The organism is Kitasatospora sp. NPDC094028, assembly GCF_049543595.1.
In the GTDB taxonomy this organism is placed as follows: Bacteria; Actinomycetota; Actinomycetes; order Streptomycetales; family Streptomycetaceae; genus Kitasatospora.
The window spans coordinates 246023-264396 of record NZ_JBMVFA010000001.1; the positions used below are offsets into that span (position 1 = coordinate 246023).

Consider the following 18374-nt stretch of genomic DNA (forward strand, 5'->3'; position numbering starts at 1 on the left):
GGGGACGCTGGAGGGGGAGGGCTGCGGGAATCCGCATCGTCCCACGCCGCGCGCCGGGCCGTACACCCCCTTACGGCGGGCCCGGGCACGGCCCGCGCCCACGGGGCATTAGGATCGACCGGTCCGCATAACAGGAGGCCCGGGTTGTTCTACCGACTGATGAAGTTGATCGTCGCGCCACTGCTTCGGATCTTCTTCCGGCCGTGGTTGGAGGGCGAGGAGAACATCCCCGCCGAGGGTGCGGCGATCATCGCGAGCAACCACCTGTCCTTTTCGGACTCGTTCTTCTTCCCCGCGCTGATCAAGCGCCGGGTGACCTTCATCGCGAAGGCCGAGTACTTCAACACCCCGGGCCTCAAGGGCCGGCTGACCGCCGCCTTCTTCAAAGGCGTCGGCCAGCTGCCGGTGGACCGCTCGGGCGTGCGCGGCGCCGGCGAGGCGGCGATCCGCAGTGCCATCGCGGTGCTGGACCGCGGCGAGCTGTTCGGCGTCTACCCCGAGGGCACCCGCTCGCCGGACGGCAAGCTGTACCGCGGCAAGGTCGGTGGCCTGGCCCGCGTCGCGCTGGCCACCGGCGCGCCGGTCATCCCGGTCGCGATGATCGACACCGAGAAGGTGCAGCCGCCCGGCCAGGTGATCCCCAACTTCGGCATCCGCCCGGGCATCCGGATCGGCCGCCCGCTGGACTTCTCCCGCTACCACGGCATGGAGAACGACCGCTTCATCCTCCGTTCGGTGACGGACGAGGTGATGTACGAGATCATGCGGCTCTCCGGCCAGGAGTACGTGGACATCTACGCCACGGCGGCCAAGCGGCAGATCGCGGACGACAAGAAGAAGGCGGACGCCGAGCGGAAGGCCGCCGCCAAGGCCGAGAAGGCCGAGGCCGAAGCGGAGAAGGCCGAGGCGGAGAAGGCCGAGGCGGAGAAGGCCGAGGCCGAGAAGGGCGAGCAGAAGGAGGGCGGGTCGGCCTGACCCGCCCGGCGGGGCCAGGGGAGGGCTGGGGAAGGACAGGGCGGGGATGACGGACGGCGCGCACGGCAGAACGGCCGGCGGCACGATCGCGGCCGGGGGCATGTCGGTCGAACTGCCGCTCTGGCGGGCCATCTCCTACTTCCGGGTGCTGGCCCTCAGCTACGCCCTGCTCCGCTACTTCAACTCCTACCTGCACTTCCTGCACCCCGTCGCGGGCTGGATCTACTTCGGCGCGCTCACCCTGTGGACGCTCGCCAGCACCCGCGCCTTCGGCGACCCGCGCCGCTGCACCTGGTACGTCCTCGGCTTCGACCTCACGCTGGCCGTCACCGGCATCGTGATGAGCGGCTTGACCGACGCCCCGGCCCGGATCAGCCACGGCGCCCCCACCCTGCCGACCATCTGGGCGGCCGGCACGGTGCTCGGCTTCGCCGCCAAGGGCGGCTGGCGCCCGGCGGCCGCCTCCGGCTCGGTGATCGGCGTGGCCAACATCCTCGGCCACGGCGGCCCGACCGGCGACAACATCCACAACATCGTGCTGCTGCTGGTGGCCGGCGTCGCCATCGGGTACGTCGTCGAGCTGGCCCGGGCCAGCGAGGCCACCCTCACCCGGGCGCTGCAGGTCGAGGCCGCCACCCGGGAGCGCGAGCGGCTCTCCCGGGACATCCACGACGGGGTGCTGCAGGTGCTCGCCCTGGTCCAGCGGCGCGGCGCCGAGACCGGTGCCGCCGGGGACCTCGCCGAGCTGGGCCGCCTGGCCGGCGAACAGGAGCGCGCGCTGCGGGCGTTGATGACCGGCGGCCCGCTGCCCGCACAGCGAGCGGCCGAGCCGGCCGCCGCCGAGCCGGACGACCTCACCGCACTGCTGCGCCCGTACACCGACGAGCGGATCACGCTGTCCGGGCCCGGCACCCCCGTGCTGCTGCCGGGCCCGGCGGCCGGCGAGCTGGCCGCGGCGGTCGGCGCGGCCGTGGACAACGTGCGCCGGCACGCCGGGGAGTCGGCCCGGGCCTGGATCCTGGTCGAGGACGAGCCGGAGGCCGTCACGGTGAGCATCCGCGACGACGGGCCCGGCTTCGCCCCCGGGCGGCTGGGCGAGGCGGAACGGGCCGGGCGGCTCGGCGTCTCCCAGTCCATCCGCGGGCGGCTGGCGGACCTCGGCGGCACGGCCGAGCTGTACTCGGCGCCCGGGGAGGGCGTCGAGGTGGAACTGCGCGTCCCGAGGAAGGCCACCCGATGACTGACCAGCGAACGACCGAGCAGCCGATCACCGACCGGCCGGTGCGGGTGATGGTGGTGGACGACCACCCGATGTGGCGCGAGGCCGTCTCGCGGGACCTGGCCGAGGCCGGGCTGGACGTGGTGGCCACGGCGGGGGACGGCGAGGAGGCCGTCCGCCGGGCCCGGGCCAGCTCGCCGCAGGTCGTCGTGCTGGACCTCAACCTGCCGAGCCTGCCCGGCGTCGAGGTGTGCCGCCAGGTGGTCGCGCACGACCCGGCGGTACGGGTGCTGGTGCTGTCGGCCAGCGGCGAGCACCAGGACGTGCTGGAGGCGGTGAAGTCCGGCGCGACCGGGTACCTGGTGAAGTCGGCCGGGCGGGACGAACTGCTGGACGCGGTGCGGCGTACGGCCGTGGGCGACGCGGTGTTCACCCCGGGGCTGGCCGGCCTGGTGCTCGGCGAGTTCCGCCGGCTGGCCGCCGAGCCCGCCCCGGCCTCGGCGCCGGACGTCCCGAAGCTGACCGCCCGGGAGACCGAGGTGCTGCGGCTGGTGGCGAAGGGCCTGTCCTACCGGCAGATCGCCGACCGGCTGGTGCTGTCGCACCGGACGGTGCAGAACCACGTGCAGAACACCCTGGGGAAGCTGCAGCTGCACAACCGGGTGGAGCTGGTGCGCTACGCGATCGAGCAGGGGCTGGACGAGGAGCTGTAGCCGGGCCGGCTACGGCTCCCCGTCCGCTCGACGGGTCAACCGCTCATCGCGTCGACCGCTCGACCGCTCGACCGCTCAGCGCCGTACGGCCGTCGCGGAGCGCAGCAGGCCCGCGACGATGTCCACCCCGTCGCGGGTGAGCACCGACTCGGGGTGGAACTGCAGGCCCGCGAAGCCGGGCCCGCGCAGCGCGTGGACGTCCCCGGTGACGGCGTCCCGGGCGACCTCGACGCCCCGGGCGGCCAGCCGCTCCGCGTCGGCGTCGGAGCAGCGCGCGGTGAAGGTGTTGTAGAAGCCGACCGTCCGCTTGGTGCCGAACAGCTCGACGGTCTCCTGCGCCCCCTGGTACGGGACGGCCTTGCGGGCGAGCGGGAGCCCGAGCTCGGCGGCGAGCAGCTGGTGGCTGAGGCAGACGGCGAGCAGCGGCGCCGTCCGCTCGCCGGAGCGGACGGCGGCCAGGGCGTCGGCGACGACCGGCCGCAGCAGTGCCATCTTCGGGTCGTCGGCGAGCGCCGGGTCGCCCGGGCCGGGGCCCAGCACCAGCGGGCCTCGGTGCGCCGCGACCAGCTCGCGCAGGCCGGGCCGGTCGAAGCGGACGATGTCGACCTGGTGGCCGAGCGAGGTGAGCAGGTGGGCGAGCATCGCGGTGAAGGTGTCCTCGCCGTCGACGACCAGGGTCGGCTCGGGCTCGGTGACCTCGGCCGGGGACTGCATCCGCAGCCAGAACGGCGCGAGGTCGGCCCGGCGGGAGTCGAGCGCGGCCTGCACCCGGTGGTCGTCGGCGAGCCGGGGGCCGGTCGGGCCGGGCACCCGGGCGGTGGTGGGCCGGGCGCCGATGGCGGTGAGCACGCCGGCGGCCTTGGCGTGGGTCTCGGCGACCTCGGAGTGCGGGTCGGAGTGGCGGACGAGGGTCGCGCCGGCCCGGACGACCAGGCGGCCGGTGGCCGGGTCGATGTCGGCGGTGCGGATGCAGATGGGGGAGTCGAGCTGCTGCCCGCCGCTCGCGGAGCGGCCGATCAGGGCGAGCGCGCCGGAGTAGTAGCCGCGCCCGGTGGGCTCGTAGCGCTTGATGACCCGGGTGGCGTTCTGCACCGGGCTGCCGGTGACGGTGGCGGCGAACATGGTCTCGCGCAGCACCTCGCGGACGTCCATCGAGGTACGGCCGCGCAGCTCGTACTCGGTGTGGGCGAGGTGGGACATCTCCTTGAGCCGGGGCCCGAGGACCTGGCCGCCGAGGTCGCCGACCGTGCACATCATCTTGAGCTCCTCGTCGACCACCATGGTCAGCTCTTCGAGCTCCTTGGGGTCGTGCAGGAACCGGAGCAGCGAGTCGAGGTCGGCGCCGCCGGCCGGGTAGCGGTAGGTGCCGGAGATCGGGTTCATCACGACGGTGCCGCCGCTCTGCCGGACGTGCACCTCGGGGGAGGCGCCGACCAGGACGCGTTCCCCGGTGTGCACCAGGAAGGTCCAGTAGGCGCCGCGCTCCTGCTCCAGCAGCCGGCGGAAGAGCGTCAGGGCCAGCGCGGGCGAGAAGTCCTGGAGCGTGGCGTGGAAGTCGCGGCGGATGACGAAGTTGGCGCCCTCGCCGTTGCCGATCTCCTCCTCGATCACCCGGCGGACCATCGCCGCGTACGTCTCGTCGTCCACGTCGAACCCGCCGCCGGTCAGGGAGACCGGCAACTGCGGTAGTGCGGCGGTGAGTTGGGCGAGCGGAAGGGCGTGCTGCTCGGTCACCGAGAGGGCCAGCAGCGGGGTGCCGTCGTCGTGCGCCTCGAAGCCGCGCTCGCGGATCTGCCGGTACGGGACGAGCGCGAGCAGGTCGTGCGTCGGGCCTCCGGCCGGGGCGCCCTCGGGCACGGGCAGGTCGGCGAGGTGCTCGTAGGCGTCGACGGTGCCCAGCAGCACCTCGACGGTGTCCGGGGCGTGCCGGGGGGTGCGGCGGTGCAGCAGGGCGAAGGCGGGGGCGCCCGGGGCGGTGAGACGGGCGAGCAGCTCGGCGGCGGTGGTCACAGTACGGCTTTCCTTCCGGAGTGGATGGCGAGGGCGGTGCTGGGTCCGCTCCCGGAGAAGCCGTCTGTTCCAACGTCGACGGCCGCCCCGAGGGGCGGCCGTCGTGTCGTCTAGGAACGCGCGATCGGTGGGCCACCCTTGAGGGAAGCCCACCACCAGGAGTGGCTGTGGGGCGCGTGCATGGGGCCGAGCGTAACGGATGGGGCCGAGCGGGCGAGCCCGGGAGCGGCGATTGTCCGGAAGGTGTCTCACCCAGCGAGCAAAGGTCACGGATCGGCGCCGTCACCCCGTAGCCTTGGCGCTGTGACCGTGACGAATCTCCACTCCTGGCAGTCCCTGCCCGCGGCGCAGCAGCCTGAATGGCCGGACCAAGAGGCTCTGCGCAAGACCCTTGCGGAGCTCGCCTCCTATCCGCCGCTCGTCTTCGCCGGCGAGTGCGACCAGCTGCGCGCCCGGCTCGGAGCCGTGGCGCGTGGGGAAGCGTTCCTGCTGCAGGGCGGCGACTGCGCCGAGGCCTTCGACGGCGTCTCGGCGGAGCACATCCGCAACAAGCTGAAGACCCTGCTCCAGATGGCCGCCGTGCTGACGTACGCGGCCTCCGTGCCGGTCGTGAAGGTCGGCCGGATCGCCGGCCAGTACTCCAAGCCGCGCTCCAAGTCGACCGAGACCCGTGACGGCGTGACGCTGCCGGTGTACCGCGGCGACTCGGTGAACGGCTTCGAGTTCACGCCCGAGTCCCGGATCCCGAACCCGGAGCGGCTGAAGCGCATGTACAACGCGTCCGCCGCGACGCTGAACCTGGTGCGCGCCTTCACCACCGGTGGCTACGCCGACCTGCGCCAGGTGCACGCCTGGAACCAGGACTTCGTGCGCAACTCGCCGGCCGGCCAGCGCTACGAGCAGCTCGCCCGGGAGATCGACAACGCCCTGGCCTTCATGAACGCCTGCGGGGTCGCCCCGGAGGAGTTCAAGACGGTCGAGTTCTTCTCCTCGCACGAGGCGCTGATCCTGGACTACGAGACCGCGCTGACCCGCGTGGACTCGCGCACCGGCGAGCTGTACGACGTCTCCGGCCACATGGTGTGGATCGGCGAGCGCACCCGGCAGCTGGACCACGCGCACATCGAGTTCGCGTCCAAGGTCCGCAACCCGATCGGGGTCAAGCTCGGCCCGACCACCTCGGTGGACGAGGCGCTGACCCTGATCGAGAAGCTGGACCCGGAGCGCGAGCCGGGCCGCCTGACCTTCATCACCCGGATGGGCGCGGGCAAGGTCCGCGACCACCTGCCCACCCTGGTGGAGAAGGTCACCGCCTCCGGTGCCCAGCCGGTGTGGATCTGCGACCCGATGCACGGCAACACCTTCGAGGCCTCCAGCGGCCACAAGACCCGCCGCTTCGACGACGTGCTCGACGAGGTCAAGGGCTTCTTCGAGGTGCACCGCGCGCTCGGCACCCACCCGGGCGGCATCCACGTGGAGCTGACCGGCGACGACGTGACCGAGTGCGTCGGCGGCGGCGACGAGGTGCTGGTCGACGACCTGCACCAGCGCTACGAGACGGCCTGCGACCCGCGGCTCAACCGCAGCCAGTCGCTGGACCTGGCGTTCCTGGTGGCGGAGATGTACCGCGGCCAGTGAACGGCCGGCCGGTGAACGGTCGAGCAGTGCCCGGCCGAGCAGTGCACGGCTGATGTGACGAAGGCCCCTCCGGATTCGGGATTCCCGAGCCCGGAGGGGCTTTTTCGTACTCGATTCGCCAGGTAAGGTGAGGCTCAGTGAACTAAGGCTTGCCTTAGTCAAGATCCACTCCGCTCCACCCCGGGAGAGACCGCGATGTACGTGTGCATGTGCCATGCGGTCACCGAGGCCCGGGTGAAGCAGGCCATCGACGAGGGTGCCAACACCCCCCGCCAGATAGCCAAGGGCTGCAAGGCCGGCACCGACTGCGGGTCCTGCGTCCGGCGGATCCAGGCGCTGCTCGGCGAGCACGGCGCCCGGCCCTGCCCGACCGCCCGGCTGGCGGCCAAGCTGGGCCTGGCCGACCCGGAGTCCGAGGCCGCGCCGGCCGACCCCGCCCCGGCCCCGGTCGCTCCCGCCGCGGTCGTCGTCGCGCCGGTGCTGCCGCTCCGGGTGGCGTAGGCGTAGCCGCGGGCGTCGGTCCTAGGATTCCGGCTGCTCGATCAGCTGGGCGATGTAGAGCGCCTCGCCGAGCTTCTCCAGCAGTTCCAGCTGGGTGTCGAGGTAGTCGATGTGGTGTTCCTCGTCGGCCAGGATGTCCTCGAAGATGTTCGCCGAGGTGACGTCGTTCTTGGCCCGCATCACCACGATCCCGCGCTTGAGCCGGTCGATCGCCTCGGCCTCGATCTGGCGGTCGGCCTCGAACATCTCCTTGACCGTCTGGCCGATCCGGACGTGGAACAGCCGCTGGTAGTTGGGCAGCCCGTCCAGGAACAGGATCCGGTCGGTGAGCGTCTCGGCGTGCTTCATCTCGTCGAAGGACTCGTGCCGGGTGTACTTGGCGAGCTTCGTCCAGCCGAAGTTCTCCTGCATCTTGGCGTGCAGGAAGTACTGGTTGATGGCGGTCAGCTCGGCGGTGAGCTGCTCGTTGAGGAACTCGATGACCTCCGGGTCGCCCTGCATGGCGGTGCCTCCTGGGTGAACTCCTGCGGTGCCCGGCGGTCGGGCCTGCGCTGGGCATCCTGGCACCGGAATGGGAAGAAATTCCAGTAAGTTCACACTCACTAGGACATGTGTCGGAATATCCGATTTGTGCGGAAGTCGGTGGGTGGGCGATCGACCGTTGGCCCGTACGGGCGGGGCGCGAACCAGCGCCAAGGGGCGCGCGTGGGGCGCCGCCCGCCGTCTGTCACCATGGAGCCATGGGTCAGTCCGAACAAGAACCGCTTCCGCCGTCTGACCCGGGCCGGCCCGAGGCCGACCTCCCGCCGGGGCAGCGCGTGCAGCACGGCTGGCCCGCCCTGCACTACGGGCCCGTCCCCCGGTTCAACCGGCTGACCTGGGACCTCCAGGTGTTCGGCGCCACCGCCTCGGCGGAGAAGCACAGCCTGGACTTCGCCGCCTTCAACGCCCTGCCCCGCGCCACCGTCCGCGCGGACCTGCACTGCGTGACCAAGTTCTCCGTGCTCGGCAACGAGTGGACGGGCGTGCCCGCCGCCGCCCTGCTCGACCTGGCACCCCCGGCGCCGGGCGTCACCCACGTGATGGTCTGGGCCGAGTACGGCTACAGCGCCAACCTGCGGCTGGCGGACTTCGCCGACGAGCGCACCCTGCTCGCCACCCACCGCAACGGCGAGCCGCTGACCGCCGAGCACGGCTTCCCGGTCCGGCTGGTCGTCCCCCGGCTGTACGCCTGGAAGGGCCCCAAGTGGGTCCGCGCGGTCGAGTACATGCGGGCCGACCGGCGCGGCTTCTGGGAGGAGCGGGGCTACCACAACCTCGCCGACCCGTGGCGCGAGCAGCGCTACTCCCACCAGGAGGAGCCCGGCGACGGGCCGCTGCGCTGAGCCCTCCCGGGTGTTGAACCGCCCTAGATGAACGGGAAGTTGACCGTCACGACCGAGCGCTGCGGGCGCCGCTCGCCGGCGGCCGGGGACTGGCTGGACACCTTGCCGGTGCCGAACAGGTTCACCCCGCTGGTCTGCATCGTGAAGCCGGCCGCCTGGAGCGCCTTCTGCGCGTCCTCCTTGCTCATCCCGGTCACGTCCGGGACGGCCACCATGCCCTTGCTCACCACCAGCGACACCGCGGTGTTCTCCGGCAGCAGCTGACCGGCGGCCGGCGAGCTGCTGATCACCGTGCCCTCGGCCACGGTGTCGCTGTTGGTCTCGGTGACCGTGCCCCTGGCCAGCTGGGCGCCGGTCAGCGCGGTGGCGGCCTGGTCGGCGGGCTTGCCGACGAGGTCCGGCACGGCGATCCGCTTGGGGCCCTTGGAGACGGTGACCGTCACGGTGTCGCTGCGGCGGGTGCGCGCGCCCACCCCGGGGTCGCTGGAGATCACCTGCCCGGCCGGGACGGACTCGCTGTACACCTCGACGAACCTCCCGTGCATGCCCTCGTCGTCCAGCAGGCGCTGCGCCTCGGCGCGGTCCTTGCCGAGCATGCCGGGCACCGGCCCGTACAGGCCCTGGGTCAGGCCGTACGTCGCGCCGCCGACCGCCAGCACCAGGGCGGTCAGCACGGAGGCCCAGATCAGCGGCTTGCGGGGGAGGCGGCGCGGGCGGCGCGGCCGGCGCGGCCGGGCCGGGGTCGGCTCGTCGTACGGGCGCGGCTCGGCGAGCAGCTGGTCCAGCAACTCCGGCGGCACGTCCAGCACGCTGGTGCGCTCGGTCGGCGGGGCGTCGGCGGGCCGGGGCAGCGGCTGGATCACCGAGGTCGGCTCGTTGGTCGGGTAGCGCGGGCTGGGCCGGGTGGAGGCGGGCGGCTCGGCGTCCAGCTCGGCCGGGGTGAGGCCGCGGCGCACCCGCTGCAGCGCGGCGAGCAGCTCGACCGCGTCGTACGGGCGGGCCTCGGGAGCCCGGGAGCAGGCGCCGGCGACTATCGCGTCCAGCGCCGGGGCGACGGCGGGGGCCACCAGTGAGGGGGCGGGGACGTCCTCGTGCAGGTGCTTGTACATGACCTGGACGGGGTTGTCGCCGGTGTGCGGGCGCCGGCCGGTGAGCATCTCGTACAGCAGGATGCCGGCCGCGTAGACGTCGACCCGCTGGTCGGTGGACGCGTCCGGGAGGATCTGCTCGGGGGCCAGGTAGGAGACGGTGCCGAGCACGGTGGCGCCGGTCGCGGTGGTGGCCGTCGTGGGGGCGCCGTCCGCGCTGCCCAGCACCCGGACCAGGCCGAAGTCGGCGACCTTGACCAGGCCGCTCTCGGTGATCAGCACGTTCTCCGGCTTGACGTCCCGGTGCACCAGCCCGGCCCGGTGGGCGGCGCCGAGGGCGGCCAGCACCGGCTCCAGGACGTCCAGCGCGGCCCGCACCGACAGCGCGCCGCGGTCGCGCAGCAGGTCGCGCAGGGTGCGGCCGGGGACGTACTCCATGGCGAGGAAGACGTGCCCGGCGTCCGCGCCCTGGTCGAAGACGTTGACCACGTTGGGGTGGGTGAGCCGGGCGACGGCCTTGGCCTCGCGGATGAAGCGGGCGGTGAAGCCCTCGTCGCCGGCCAGCTGCGGGTGCATCACCTTGAGCGCGACGACCCGGTCGAGCCGGGTGTCGGTGCCCCGGTACACGGTGGACATCCCGCCGGCCGCGATGCGCTGCTCGACCCGGTACCGGCCGTCGAGCAGGGTACCGATCAGCGGGTCGTGCGATGCCATGTCCACCCGGGGGAGTCTAGTGGCGCGGCCGGAGGCCGATCCCGGCGGACACCGCTCCGGGACCGGCTTGTGACACGGCCTACCGGGCCCCGGCCGTCAGAAGGCCGGGTGCTCGCGGGTGTCCAGGTCCGCCCGGCCCGCCATCGCGGAGGAGGCCTCGGCGTGGAAGCGGCGCGGGATGCGGCCGGCCCGGTGGGCCAGGCGCCCGGCCTCGGCGGCGTGCCGCATCGCCTCGGCCATCAGCACCGGGTCCTGGGCGCGGGTCACCGCGGAGGCGAGCATCACCGCCGAGCAGCCCAGCTCCATCGCCAGCGCCACGTCGGAGGCGGTGCCGGCGCCCGCGTCCAGGACCACCGGGACGTTGGCGCTCTCCACGATCAGCTGGAAGTTGTGCGGGTTGCGGATGCCCAGGCCGGAGCCGATCGGCGAGCCCAGCGGCATGATCGCCGCGCAGCCGACGTCCTCCAGCTTGCGGGCCAGCACCGGGTCGTCGTTGGTGTACGGGAGCACGGTGAAGCCGTCGTCGACGAGCGTCTCGGCGGCGTCCAGCAGCTCGATCGGGTCGGGCAGCAGGGTGCGCTCGTCGGCGATCACCTCCAGCTTCACCCAGTCGGTGCCGAGCGCCTCGCGGGCCAGCCGGGCGGTCAGCACGGCCTCGCCGGCGGTGAAGCAGCCGGCCGTGTTGGGCAGTACCCGGATGCCGTTGCGGGTCAGCACGTCCAGCACGGAGCCCTGGGTGCTCGCGTTCACCCGGCGCATCGCCACCGTGGTCAGCTCGGTGCCGGAGGCGAGCAGCGCCCGCTCCAGGACCTCCAGGCTGGGGGCGCCGCCGGTGCCCATGATCAGCCGGGAGGAGAAGGTCGTCCCGGCGATGGTCAGCAGGTCGTCGGCCATGGTCAGCCTCCCTGGACGGCGGTGAGGATCTCGATCCGGTCGCCGCTGTTGAGCGACGTCTCGGACCACGAACTGCGGGGCACCACGGCCTCGTTGAGCGCGGCGGCGACGCCGGTGTTGGCGGCGCTGACGGTGGCCACCAGCTCGGCGAGGGTGGTCGTGGCGGGCAGCCGGCGGGGCTCGCCGTTGACGGTCAGGGCGATCTCGGTCATGCGGAGGCCTTCGTGACGGGGTGGTCCTGGGCGAACCGGGTGGGCGTGAACGGCCGTGCCAGCTCCGGGACTTCGCCGGTGGTCAGGTAGTCGGCGAGCAGGTCGGCGGTCACCGGGGTGAGCAGCACGCCGTTGCGGTAGTGGCCGGTGGTGGCGACCAGGCCGGGCAGCGAGGTCGGGCCCAGCAGCGGGGCGTTGTCCGGCGAGCCCGGGCGCAGCCCGGCCGAGGTCTCCAGCAGCGGGAGTTCGGTGATCCCCGGGACCAACTCGTGGGCGTCGCGCAGGAGTTCGTAGACCCCGCCGGCGGTGACGGTGGTGTCGTAGCCCTGCTCCTCGGTGGTCGCGCCGACCACCAGCTCGCCGTTCTCGCGGGGGACGAGGTAGATGTGCTGGCCGCGCACCACGGCGCGGACGTTGCGGGACAGGAACGGCCGGTAGGCGTCCGGTATCCCCAGCCGCAGCACCTGCCCCTTCACCGGGCGGATCGCGGGCAGCACGTCCTCGGGCAGGCCGGCCAGCCGGTGGCTGTGCGGGCCGGCGGCGAGCACGACCCGGTCGGCGGTGACGGTCTCGCCGGAGCCCAGCCGGGCGCCGACCGCGCGGCCGTCCTCGACCAGCAGCTCGACCGCCTCGGCGCGGTGCAGCAGCACCTTCGCGCCCTCGCAGGCGACGACCAGGGCCTCGAGCAGCCGGCGGGGGTCGACCTGGTGGTCGTCCGCGACGTGCAGGCCGCCGCGCACGCCGGGGGCGAGCATCGGCTCCAGCCGGCGGGCCTCCCGGCCGGTCAGCCAGGTCGAGTCCAGGCCCAGCCGCTGGTGGAAGGCGTGCAGTTCGCGCAGCTCCGCGCGGTCGTCGGAGTCCAGCGCGACGGCGATCGTGCCGCAGCGGCGGTAGCCGGTGTCCAGGCCGCCGCTCGCCTCGGAGAGCTCGGCGGCGAAGGCCGCGTACCGCTCGTTCGAGGCCATCCCGAGGCGCAGCAGCGGCTCCTCGCCGTACTGCAGCTCGGTGACCGGGGCGAGCATCCCGGCCGCGACCCCGGCGGCCCCGCCGCCGGGGGCGGGGTCGACCACGATCACGGTCCCCGCGCCGCGCTGCGCGGTGCGCCAGGCCACGGCGAGGCCGATGATGCCCCCGCCGATCACCAGCACGTCCGCGCGGGCGCCTGATGGCAAGCGTGACAAAGCTGCTCTTCTCCCTTCGCCGGTATGACCCGGATCAGGTTCGGACGGTCGCGGGCCGTGCCAGCCCGCCTCTCAGCCCGGTCCGCCGGGCTCCCGTGTGGTGCCACCACCTTAACGCCGGGGGTCGGCCCGGCCGAAGGCCCGTACGCAGGGCGGACGGGCCCGCGCGCGGTGGCCCGCGGGACGGCCGAAGACCCGTGCGGCGGGCGGGCGGTGGAGGGGCCGGCGGGGCCGCGGAGACCCCTCGGTACAGTGACGGGCGTGGCAGAGCTGAGCGGAACGGACCAGGTGGTCGTCATCGTCGGAGCCGGGCTGGCCGGGGCGCAGTGCGCCCTGAAGCTGCGGCAGGGCGGCTGGCGGGGGCGGATCGTGCTGGTCGGCGAGGAGCCGCGCGCGCCGTACGACCGGCCGCCGCTCTCCAAGGACGTGCTGCTCGGCAAGGCCGACGCCACCACCCTGGACATCGACTACGAGGAGCTCGGCGTCGAGCTGCTGCTCGGCCGCCGCGCCACCGGCCTGGCCCCCGGCGTGCTGCACACCGACGCCGGCGAGCTGCCGTACGACGCGCTGGTGATCGCCACCGGCGCCGTCCCGCGCGCCCTGCCCGGCGCCGACCGGGCCCACCTGCTGCACACCCTGGACGACGCCCTGGCGCTGCGCGCGCTGCTGCGCCCCGGCCGCCGGCTGGTGCTGGTCGGCGCGGGCTGGATCGGCGCCGAGGTGGCGACCGCCGCCCGGCAGGCCGGCTGCGAGGTGACCGTCGTGGAGGCGGGCCCGGCGCCGCTGCCGGGCGCGCTGCCGGTCGAGGTGGGCTCGGCGATGGCCGCCTGGTACGCGGAGGCCGGGATCGGGCTGCGCTGCGGGGTCGGCGTCGAGGCGGTGGAGCCGGGCGCGGTGCGGCTGGCGGACGGCTCGCACCTGCCCGCCGACGAGGTGGTGGTCGGCGTCGGCGCCCGGCCCGCGACCGGCTGGCTGGTCGGCTCCGGCGTCGAGCTGGACGCGAGCGGCGCCGTCGTCGTGGACGGCCGGCTGCGCACGAGCCTGCCCGGCGTCCTCGCGGTCGGGGACTGCGTCAGCTACCCGTCGGCCCGGGCCGGCGCCCGGCTGGCCGTCCAGCACTGGGACCACGCCCTGCAGTCCGGCGACGCGGCCGCCGCCTCGGTGCTCGGGGCGGACACGCCCGCGTACGACCCGGTGCCGTACTTCTGGTCCGAGCAGTTCGGGCGGATGGTGCAGTACGCCGGCCGGCACGCCGAGGGCGACGAGCTGCTGTGGCGCGGCAGCCCGCAGGACGCCTCCTGGGCGGTGCTCTGGCTGCGCGACGGCGTGCCGAGCGCGCTGCTGACCGTGGACCGGCCGCGCGACCTCACCCAGGGGCGGAAGCTGATCGAGCGCGGCACGGCGCTGGATCCGGCCCGCGCGGCGGACCCGGAGGTGCCGCTCAAGGCGGCGGCGCGCTGACCTCACGGGTGCCCGTGACCGGGCCCTTGGTGCGCGGACCGGTGCGGAGGTGGCAGTCTGGTGCCGTGAGTGAGATCGATGCCAAGACTGACGCCCTGGTCCCCGAGTGGCTGTACCTGCCCGACATCTCCGAGCGGTGGGGTGTGCTGGTCACCGAGGTCCGCAACATGGTCAAGAAGGGTGACCTGATCGCGGTCCGCCGCGGTCCCAACAAGTCGCTGCAGGTCCCGGCGGCGTTCATCGACGAGGACGGCCCGGTCAAGCACCTGGTCGGCCTGCTGACCGTGCTGCGGGACAGCGGCTTCAGCGACGAAGAGATCATCGCGTGGATGTTCACCGAGGACGCGTCGCTGCCCGGCACCCCGGTGCAGGCGCTGTGGGAGAACCGCGCGACCGAGGTCAAGCGCCGCGCCCAGGCCATGGCGCTGTGATGACCGACCGCCGCGCCCGTCTGGCGGACGCCCGGCTCTACCTGTGCACCGACGCCCGTCGCGAGCAGGGCGACCTGGTTGACTTCCTCGACGAGGCGCTGGCCGGCGGGGTGGACATCGTCCAGCTCCGCGACAAGGGCCTGGAGGCGAAGCAGGAGCTGGAGGCGCTGGAGGTCTTCGCCGACGCCTGCCACCGGCACGGCAAGCTGCTGGCCGTCAACGACCGCGCCGACGTCGCCCACGCGGCCCGGCCGGACGTGCTGCACCTGGGCCAGGACGACCTGCCGGTGCCGGCCGCCCGGGCGATCCTCGGCGAGGACGTCCTGATCGGGCGCTCCTGCCACGCCGAGTCCGAGGTGGACGCGGCGATCGCCGAGCCGGGTGTGGACTACTTCTGCACCGGCCCGGTCTGGCCCACCCCGACCAAGCCGGGCCGCTACGCGCCGGGCCTCGGCCTGGTCTCGTACGCGGCGAAGCAGCCCACCGACCGGCCGTGGTTCGCGATCGGCGGGATCGACCTCGGCAACCTCGACGAGGTGCTGGCGGCCGGCGCCCGCCGGATCGTGGTGGTCCGGGCCATCACCGCGGCGGACGACCCGCGGGCGGCCGCCGCCGAGCTCGCCCGCCGGGTGCGCGCGGCGGTCTGAACCCGCTGAGCACAGGGGCCGTCGCCGTCCGTCAGTACTTGCGGACGGTGGCGGCCTCGGCCAGCGCCAGCAGCACCTCGCGGGCCCGCTCGTCCGCCAGCGGCGCCGCCGCCAGCGCGGCCAGGGCCTGCCGCATCAGCTCGGCGATCCGCTGCTCCACGCGCTCGGGCGCGCCGCTGCGGGCGACCAGCTCGCGCAGCTCGACGACCTCGGCGGCGGCCAGGTCCGGCGCGCCGAGCCGCCGGTCCAGGTGCCGGGCCTCCTCGGCCGACAGACCGCGCATCGCGTGCGCGACCAGCAGGGTGCGCTTGCCCTCGCGCAGGTCGTCCCCGGCGGGCTTGCCGGTGACCGCCGGGTCCCCGAAGACGCCGAGCAGGTCGTCCCGCAGCTGGAAGGCCTCGCCGAGCGGCAGCCCGAACGCGCCGAGCGCCTCGACCAGCTCCGGCCCGGCGCCGGCCAGCAGGGCGCCGACCTGCAGGGGCCGCTCGATGGTGTACTTCGCCGACTTGTAGTGCAGCACCGTCCGCGCGCGCTCCAGCGCGCCGTCGTCGGCCGAGTCGCCGGCCACCGGCTCCAGCACGTCCAGGTACTGGCCGACCATGACCTCGGTGCGCATCAGGTCGAACACCGGCTTGGCGGCCAGCACGGCGGCCGGCTCCAGGCCCGAGCGCAGGAACAGCTCGTCGCACCAGATCAGCAGCAGGTCGCCGAGCAGCACCGCGGCCGAGGCGCCGTACTGCTCGCGGTCGCCGCGCCAGCCGCTCTCCCGGTGCAGCGCCTCGAAGCGGCGGTGGACGGAGGGCAGGCCGCGGCGGGTGTCGCTGCGGTCCATCAGGTCGTCGTGCACCAGGGCGCTGGCCTGCAGCAGCTCCAGCGCGGCGGCCGCGTGGGCGATCCCGTCGCCGGTCGCCGGGCCGCCGGCGGCGCGCCAGCCCCAGTAGCAGAAGGCCGGGCGCAGCCGCTTGCCGCCGTCCAGCAGGAAGTCGCGCAGCGCCTCGGTGGCGGGCGCCAGCTGCGGCGAGATCTTGTCGAGCAGCGTGGCCTGTCCGTCCATGAACTCGGCGAGGGCGTCGTTGACGCGGGTACGGACGTCCTCCACGTCGATGGGGTTGGCCGGCCGGTTGCTGGACGAGGTCACGATGGGGCTCCGCTGATTCACTCGGGTGCAGCAAGCGTAGCGGGGTGGCTGGGAACATCCGTGCGAGCCGCCGCCGGGGCCGTACCGGCCACGGCCGGACATAGCCGGAATACCGCCCAGCGGCCGTCTCACCCAGTGGGATCGGGTTGTCGGCCGCCCGAACCCGGCCGATAGCCTGTCAGCATGGCACTCGGTATCGCTTCCACCCGGACGGACCGCGCACTGACGGTCCGCGAGCTGCTGGCGGCCGGCAAGCGGTCCTTCTCGTTCGAGTTCATGCCGCCACGCACCGAGGTGGGCGAGCAGAAGCTCTGGGACGCCATCCGTCGGCTCGAACCGCTCGACCCGAACTTCGTCTGCATGACCTACGGCGCCGGCGGCTCCTCGCGCGAGCGCACCGTCAACATGGTCGGCCGGATCGCCACCGAGACGACCCTGACCCCGGTGGCCCACCTGACCGCCGTGGACCACTCGATCGCGGAACTGCGCAACATCATCGGCCAGTACGCCGACCAGGGCGTCCGGAACGTCCTGGCCGTCCGGGGCGACCCGCCCGGCGACCCGATGGGCGAGTGGGTCCGGCACCCCGAGGGCGTCACCTACGCGTACGAGCTGGTCGAGCTGATCAAGGGGATCGGCGACTTCTGCGTGGGCGTCGCGGCCTCGCCGAACATGCACCCGCGCTCCACGAACTGGGACGACGACATCCGGCACTTCGTCGGGAAGATCCGGGCCGGCGCGGACTACGCGATCACCCAGATGTTCTTCGAGGTCGACGACTACCTGCGGCTGCGCGACCGGGTCGCGGCGGCGGGCTGCGAGACGCCGATCATCCCGGAGATCATGCCGGTCACCAACGCCAAGCAGCTGGAGCGCTTCCCGCAGCTCAGCGGCTCGGCCTTCCCGGCCGAGCTGGAGTCCCGGCTGCGCTCGGCCATCGACGACCCGGCGGCGCTGCGGGCGATCGGCATGGAGCACGCCACCGCGATGGCCGAGCGGCTGCTCGCCGAGGGCGCGCCCGGCCTGCACTTCATCACCCTCAACCACTCCACCGCGACGCTGGAGATCTACCAGAACCTCGGCCTGCACCAGCGCTGACGCCGTCCACGGGCCCGCCACCGGCACGCCGGAGGCGGGCTCGGTCGTGTGCGGCCGGGCGCCCGGGACGGCGGGAACGCGATGCGGTACCTCGGCCGTTGAACCGGTACAGTCGCCGCACACGCGCGGCGCGCGCGGGCACGCGACTGGAGGTAGCGGGCGGATGGGCATCGGGTACCTGCTGCTGTACGTCGCGTTGGCGGTGGTGGCGCTCTGGCTGATCGCCGAGGTGCTGCTGCAGAACCGGGCGCCGCTGCACTGGCGCGTCCTCGCGCTGGCCGGCTTCCTCGGCGTCGCCGCCGGCATGAAGCTCGGCTCGGTCGTGGTGATCGGCGCCGGGGCCGTCCTGTTCGCGGTCGGCCAGACCTTCGTCACCCTCTCGGTCAAGCGCGGCTACCAGGCCGGCTGGTCCCTGCGCAAGCCGGACGGGAGCCTGCCCGGACCGCTCGCCAAGGTGCCCCTGCTCGGCGCCCTGACCGGCGGCGCCGCCGTCACCGCAGCGGCCGCGGCCACCGCGGAGCGGGTCGGCGAGGTCGGCTCGGTGGAGGAGGCGGAAGCGGTCGCGGAAGCGGTGGCGGAGGACGTCCCGGAGGTCGAACGGACGGCCGCGTTCGAGCCGCAGGGCCTCGCCGAGGACGGCGTCTACGCGCCCGGCTACTACGAGCAGCAGCCGGAGCCCCAGCACCAGGACCCGCAGCACCAGGCGGCGCAGCACCAGGACTTCCAGCACCAGCAGCAGGACCCGTACGCCGGCGCCTACCAGGCCGGCTACGACCAGCAGCAGTGGCAGACCCAGCAGCAGCCGGCCTACGCCTCCTACGACCAGGCGTACGGCGGCTACCCGCAGCAGCACCAGGACGTGCAGCACCAGCAGCAGGACCCGTACGCCGGCGCCTACCAGGCCGGCTACGACCAGCAGCAGTGGCAGCAGGCCCAGCCGCAGCACCAGCAGCAGGGGTGGGACCCGAACGCCCAGCAGCAGTGGCAGCCCGAGCAGGGCATCCCGCAGCAGCCCGGCTACGACCAGCACTACGGCTACCAGCAGCAGAACACCTGGCAGCAGGGCTAG

The 18374-nt window shown here is 73.7% G+C and carries 18 protein-coding genes and 1 riboswitch; of the genes, 11 read left to right on the forward strand and 7 right to left on the reverse strand.

Annotated features, from left to right (window positions below):
* Positions 1 to 159 precede the first annotated feature (159 nt).
* The 3 genes from ACPC54_RS01080 to ACPC54_RS01090 are packed head-to-tail and all read left to right on the forward strand — an operon-like array spanning position 160 to position 2907.
* Positions 160 to 975, forward strand: a complete 816-nt coding sequence (locus ACPC54_RS01080) for a lysophospholipid acyltransferase family protein (RefSeq protein WP_498960535.1) — start codon at positions 160 to 162, stop codon at positions 973 to 975.
* A 46-nt stretch (positions 976 to 1021) separates the two neighbouring features.
* Positions 1022 to 2215 carry a MacS family sensor histidine kinase gene (gene macS / locus ACPC54_RS01085; RefSeq protein WP_498959793.1) on the forward strand — a complete coding sequence of 398 codons (1194 nt, stop codon included), beginning with the start codon at positions 1022 to 1024 and terminating at the stop codon, positions 2213 to 2215.
* On the forward strand, positions 2212 to 2907 hold the full coding sequence (locus ACPC54_RS01090; RefSeq protein ID WP_498959795.1) for a response regulator: 696 nt from the start codon (positions 2212 to 2214) through the stop codon (positions 2905 to 2907). Before macS ends, ACPC54_RS01090 begins: the two co-directional genes overlap by 4 nt.
* Before the next feature lie 75 nt (positions 2908 to 2982).
* On the opposite strand, the gene ACPC54_RS01095 is transcribed toward ACPC54_RS01090, so the two are convergent.
* Positions 2983 to 4917, reverse strand: coding sequence for an anthranilate synthase family protein (locus tag ACPC54_RS01095; RefSeq protein ID WP_498959797.1), 1935 nt, complete (start codon positions 4915 to 4917; stop codon positions 2983 to 2985).
* Positions 4918 to 5220: 303 nt separating this feature from the next.
* Here ACPC54_RS01095 and ACPC54_RS01100 point away from each other — a divergent pair, with 303 nt between their 5' ends.
* On the forward strand, positions 5221 to 6555 hold the full coding sequence (locus tag ACPC54_RS01100; RefSeq protein ID WP_498959799.1) for a class II 3-deoxy-7-phosphoheptulonate synthase: 1335 nt from the start codon (positions 5221 to 5223) through the stop codon (positions 6553 to 6555).
* Positions 6556 to 6750: 195 nt separating this feature from the next.
* On the forward strand, positions 6751 to 7056 hold the full coding sequence (locus tag ACPC54_RS01105) for a (2Fe-2S)-binding protein (RefSeq protein ID WP_498959800.1): 306 nt from the start codon (positions 6751 to 6753) through the stop codon (positions 7054 to 7056).
* A gap of 21 nt (positions 7057 to 7077) precedes the next feature.
* Here ACPC54_RS01105 and bfr read toward each other — a convergent pair whose 3' ends face one another.
* A complete protein-coding gene (gene bfr, locus ACPC54_RS01110) occupies positions 7078 to 7557 on the reverse strand; it encodes a bacterioferritin (protein WP_498959802.1) in 480 nt (159 codons plus the stop codon).
* Between the two features lie 239 nt (positions 7558 to 7796).
* Here bfr and ACPC54_RS01115 point away from each other — a divergent pair, with 239 nt between their 5' ends.
* Complete coding sequence (locus ACPC54_RS01115) at positions 7797 to 8441, forward strand: sulfite oxidase-like oxidoreductase (protein WP_498959804.1); 645 nt, start codon at positions 7797 to 7799, stop codon at positions 8439 to 8441.
* A 23-nt stretch (positions 8442 to 8464) separates the two neighbouring features.
* On the opposite strand, the gene pknB is transcribed toward ACPC54_RS01115, so the two are convergent.
* The 4 genes from pknB to thiO form a co-directional block, all read right to left on the reverse strand.
* Entirely contained in the window at positions 8465 to 10243 is a 1779-nt protein-coding gene (gene pknB / locus ACPC54_RS01120; protein ID WP_498960537.1) for a Stk1 family PASTA domain-containing Ser/Thr kinase, read from the reverse strand.
* A gap of 96 nt (positions 10244 to 10339) precedes the next feature.
* Complete coding sequence (locus tag ACPC54_RS01125) at positions 10340 to 11137, reverse strand: thiazole synthase (RefSeq protein WP_498959806.1); 798 nt, start codon at positions 11135 to 11137, stop codon at positions 10340 to 10342.
* Between the two features lie 2 nt (positions 11138 to 11139).
* On the reverse strand, positions 11140 to 11349 hold the full coding sequence (thiS, locus tag ACPC54_RS01130) for a sulfur carrier protein ThiS (RefSeq protein WP_498959809.1): 210 nt from the start codon (positions 11347 to 11349) through the stop codon (positions 11140 to 11142).
* Positions 11346 to 12521 (reverse strand): glycine oxidase ThiO, encoded by a 1176-nt coding sequence (gene thiO, locus ACPC54_RS01135; protein WP_498959811.1) that lies wholly within the window; start codon positions 12519 to 12521, stop codon positions 11346 to 11348. The genes thiS and thiO overlap by 4 nt, the downstream gene beginning before the upstream one ends.
* 3 nt (positions 12522 to 12524) lie before the next feature.
* Positions 12525 to 12637: riboswitch (TPP riboswitch) on the reverse strand.
* A gap of 154 nt (positions 12638 to 12791) precedes the next feature.
* Here thiO and ACPC54_RS01140 point away from each other — a divergent pair.
* From ACPC54_RS01140 to thiE, 3 genes are all read left to right on the forward strand, one after another.
* Complete coding sequence (locus tag ACPC54_RS01140) at positions 12792 to 13991, forward strand: NAD(P)/FAD-dependent oxidoreductase (RefSeq protein WP_498959813.1); 1200 nt, start codon at positions 12792 to 12794, stop codon at positions 13989 to 13991.
* Positions 13992 to 14056: 65 nt separating this feature from the next.
* On the forward strand, positions 14057 to 14422 hold the full coding sequence (locus ACPC54_RS01145; RefSeq protein ID WP_498959815.1) for an Rv2175c family DNA-binding protein: 366 nt from the start codon (positions 14057 to 14059) through the stop codon (positions 14420 to 14422).
* Positions 14422 to 15069, forward strand: a complete 648-nt coding sequence (thiE, locus tag ACPC54_RS01150; RefSeq protein WP_498959817.1) for a thiamine phosphate synthase — start codon at positions 14422 to 14424, stop codon at positions 15067 to 15069. Before ACPC54_RS01145 ends, thiE begins: the two co-directional genes overlap by 1 nt.
* Positions 15070 to 15100: 31 nt before the next feature.
* Here the strand turns inward: thiE and ACPC54_RS01155 are convergent, their stop codons facing one another.
* Positions 15101 to 16207 (reverse strand): polyprenyl synthetase family protein, encoded by a 1107-nt coding sequence (locus tag ACPC54_RS01155; protein ID WP_498959819.1) that lies wholly within the window; start codon positions 16205 to 16207, stop codon positions 15101 to 15103.
* A 183-nt stretch (positions 16208 to 16390) separates the two neighbouring features.
* On the opposite strand from ACPC54_RS01155, the gene metF reads away from it, so the two are divergent.
* Together metF and ACPC54_RS01165 are read left to right on the forward strand one after the other, a co-directional pair.
* The gene (metF, locus tag ACPC54_RS01160; RefSeq protein ID WP_498959821.1) at positions 16391 to 17305 is read left to right on the forward strand and encodes a methylenetetrahydrofolate reductase [NAD(P)H]; all 915 of its coding nucleotides are present in this window, start codon (positions 16391 to 16393) and stop codon (positions 17303 to 17305) included.
* Between the two features lie 163 nt (positions 17306 to 17468).
* Positions 17469 to 18374, forward strand: a complete 906-nt coding sequence (locus tag ACPC54_RS01165) for a hypothetical protein (protein WP_498959823.1) — start codon at positions 17469 to 17471, stop codon at positions 18372 to 18374.

Coding starts and splice junctions, on each gene's coding strand:
- ACPC54_RS01080 (WP_498960535.1), top strand. CDS start 160: ATGAAGTTGATCGTCGCGCCACTGCTTCGGATCTTCTTCCGGCCGTGG.
- macS (WP_498959793.1), top strand. CDS start 1,022: ATGACGGACGGCGCGCACGGCAGAACGGCCGGCGGCACGATCGCGGCC.
- ACPC54_RS01090 (WP_498959795.1), top strand. CDS start 2,212: ATGACTGACCAGCGAACGACCGAGCAGCCGATCACCGACCGGCCGGTG.
- ACPC54_RS01105 (WP_498959800.1), top strand. CDS start 6,751: ATGTACGTGTGCATGTGCCATGCGGTCACCGAGGCCCGGGTGAAGCAG.
- bfr (WP_498959802.1), bottom strand. CDS start 7,557: ATGCAGGGCGACCCGGAGGTCATCGAGTTCCTCAACGAGCAGCTCACC.
- ACPC54_RS01115 (WP_498959804.1), top strand. CDS start 7,797: ATGGGTCAGTCCGAACAAGAACCGCTTCCGCCGTCTGACCCGGGCCGG.
- pknB (WP_498960537.1), bottom strand. CDS start 10,243: ATGGCATCGCACGACCCGCTGATCGGTACCCTGCTCGACGGCCGGTAC.
- ACPC54_RS01125 (WP_498959806.1), bottom strand. CDS start 11,137: ATGGCCGACGACCTGCTGACCATCGCCGGGACGACCTTCTCCTCCCGG.
- thiS (WP_498959809.1), bottom strand. CDS start 11,349: ATGACCGAGATCGCCCTGACCGTCAACGGCGAGCCCCGCCGGCTGCCC.
- thiE (WP_498959817.1), top strand. CDS start 14,422: ATGACCGACCGCCGCGCCCGTCTGGCGGACGCCCGGCTCTACCTGTGC.
- metF (WP_498959821.1), top strand. CDS start 16,391: ATGGCACTCGGTATCGCTTCCACCCGGACGGACCGCGCACTGACGGTC.
- ACPC54_RS01165 (WP_498959823.1), top strand. CDS start 17,469: ATGGGCATCGGGTACCTGCTGCTGTACGTCGCGTTGGCGGTGGTGGCG.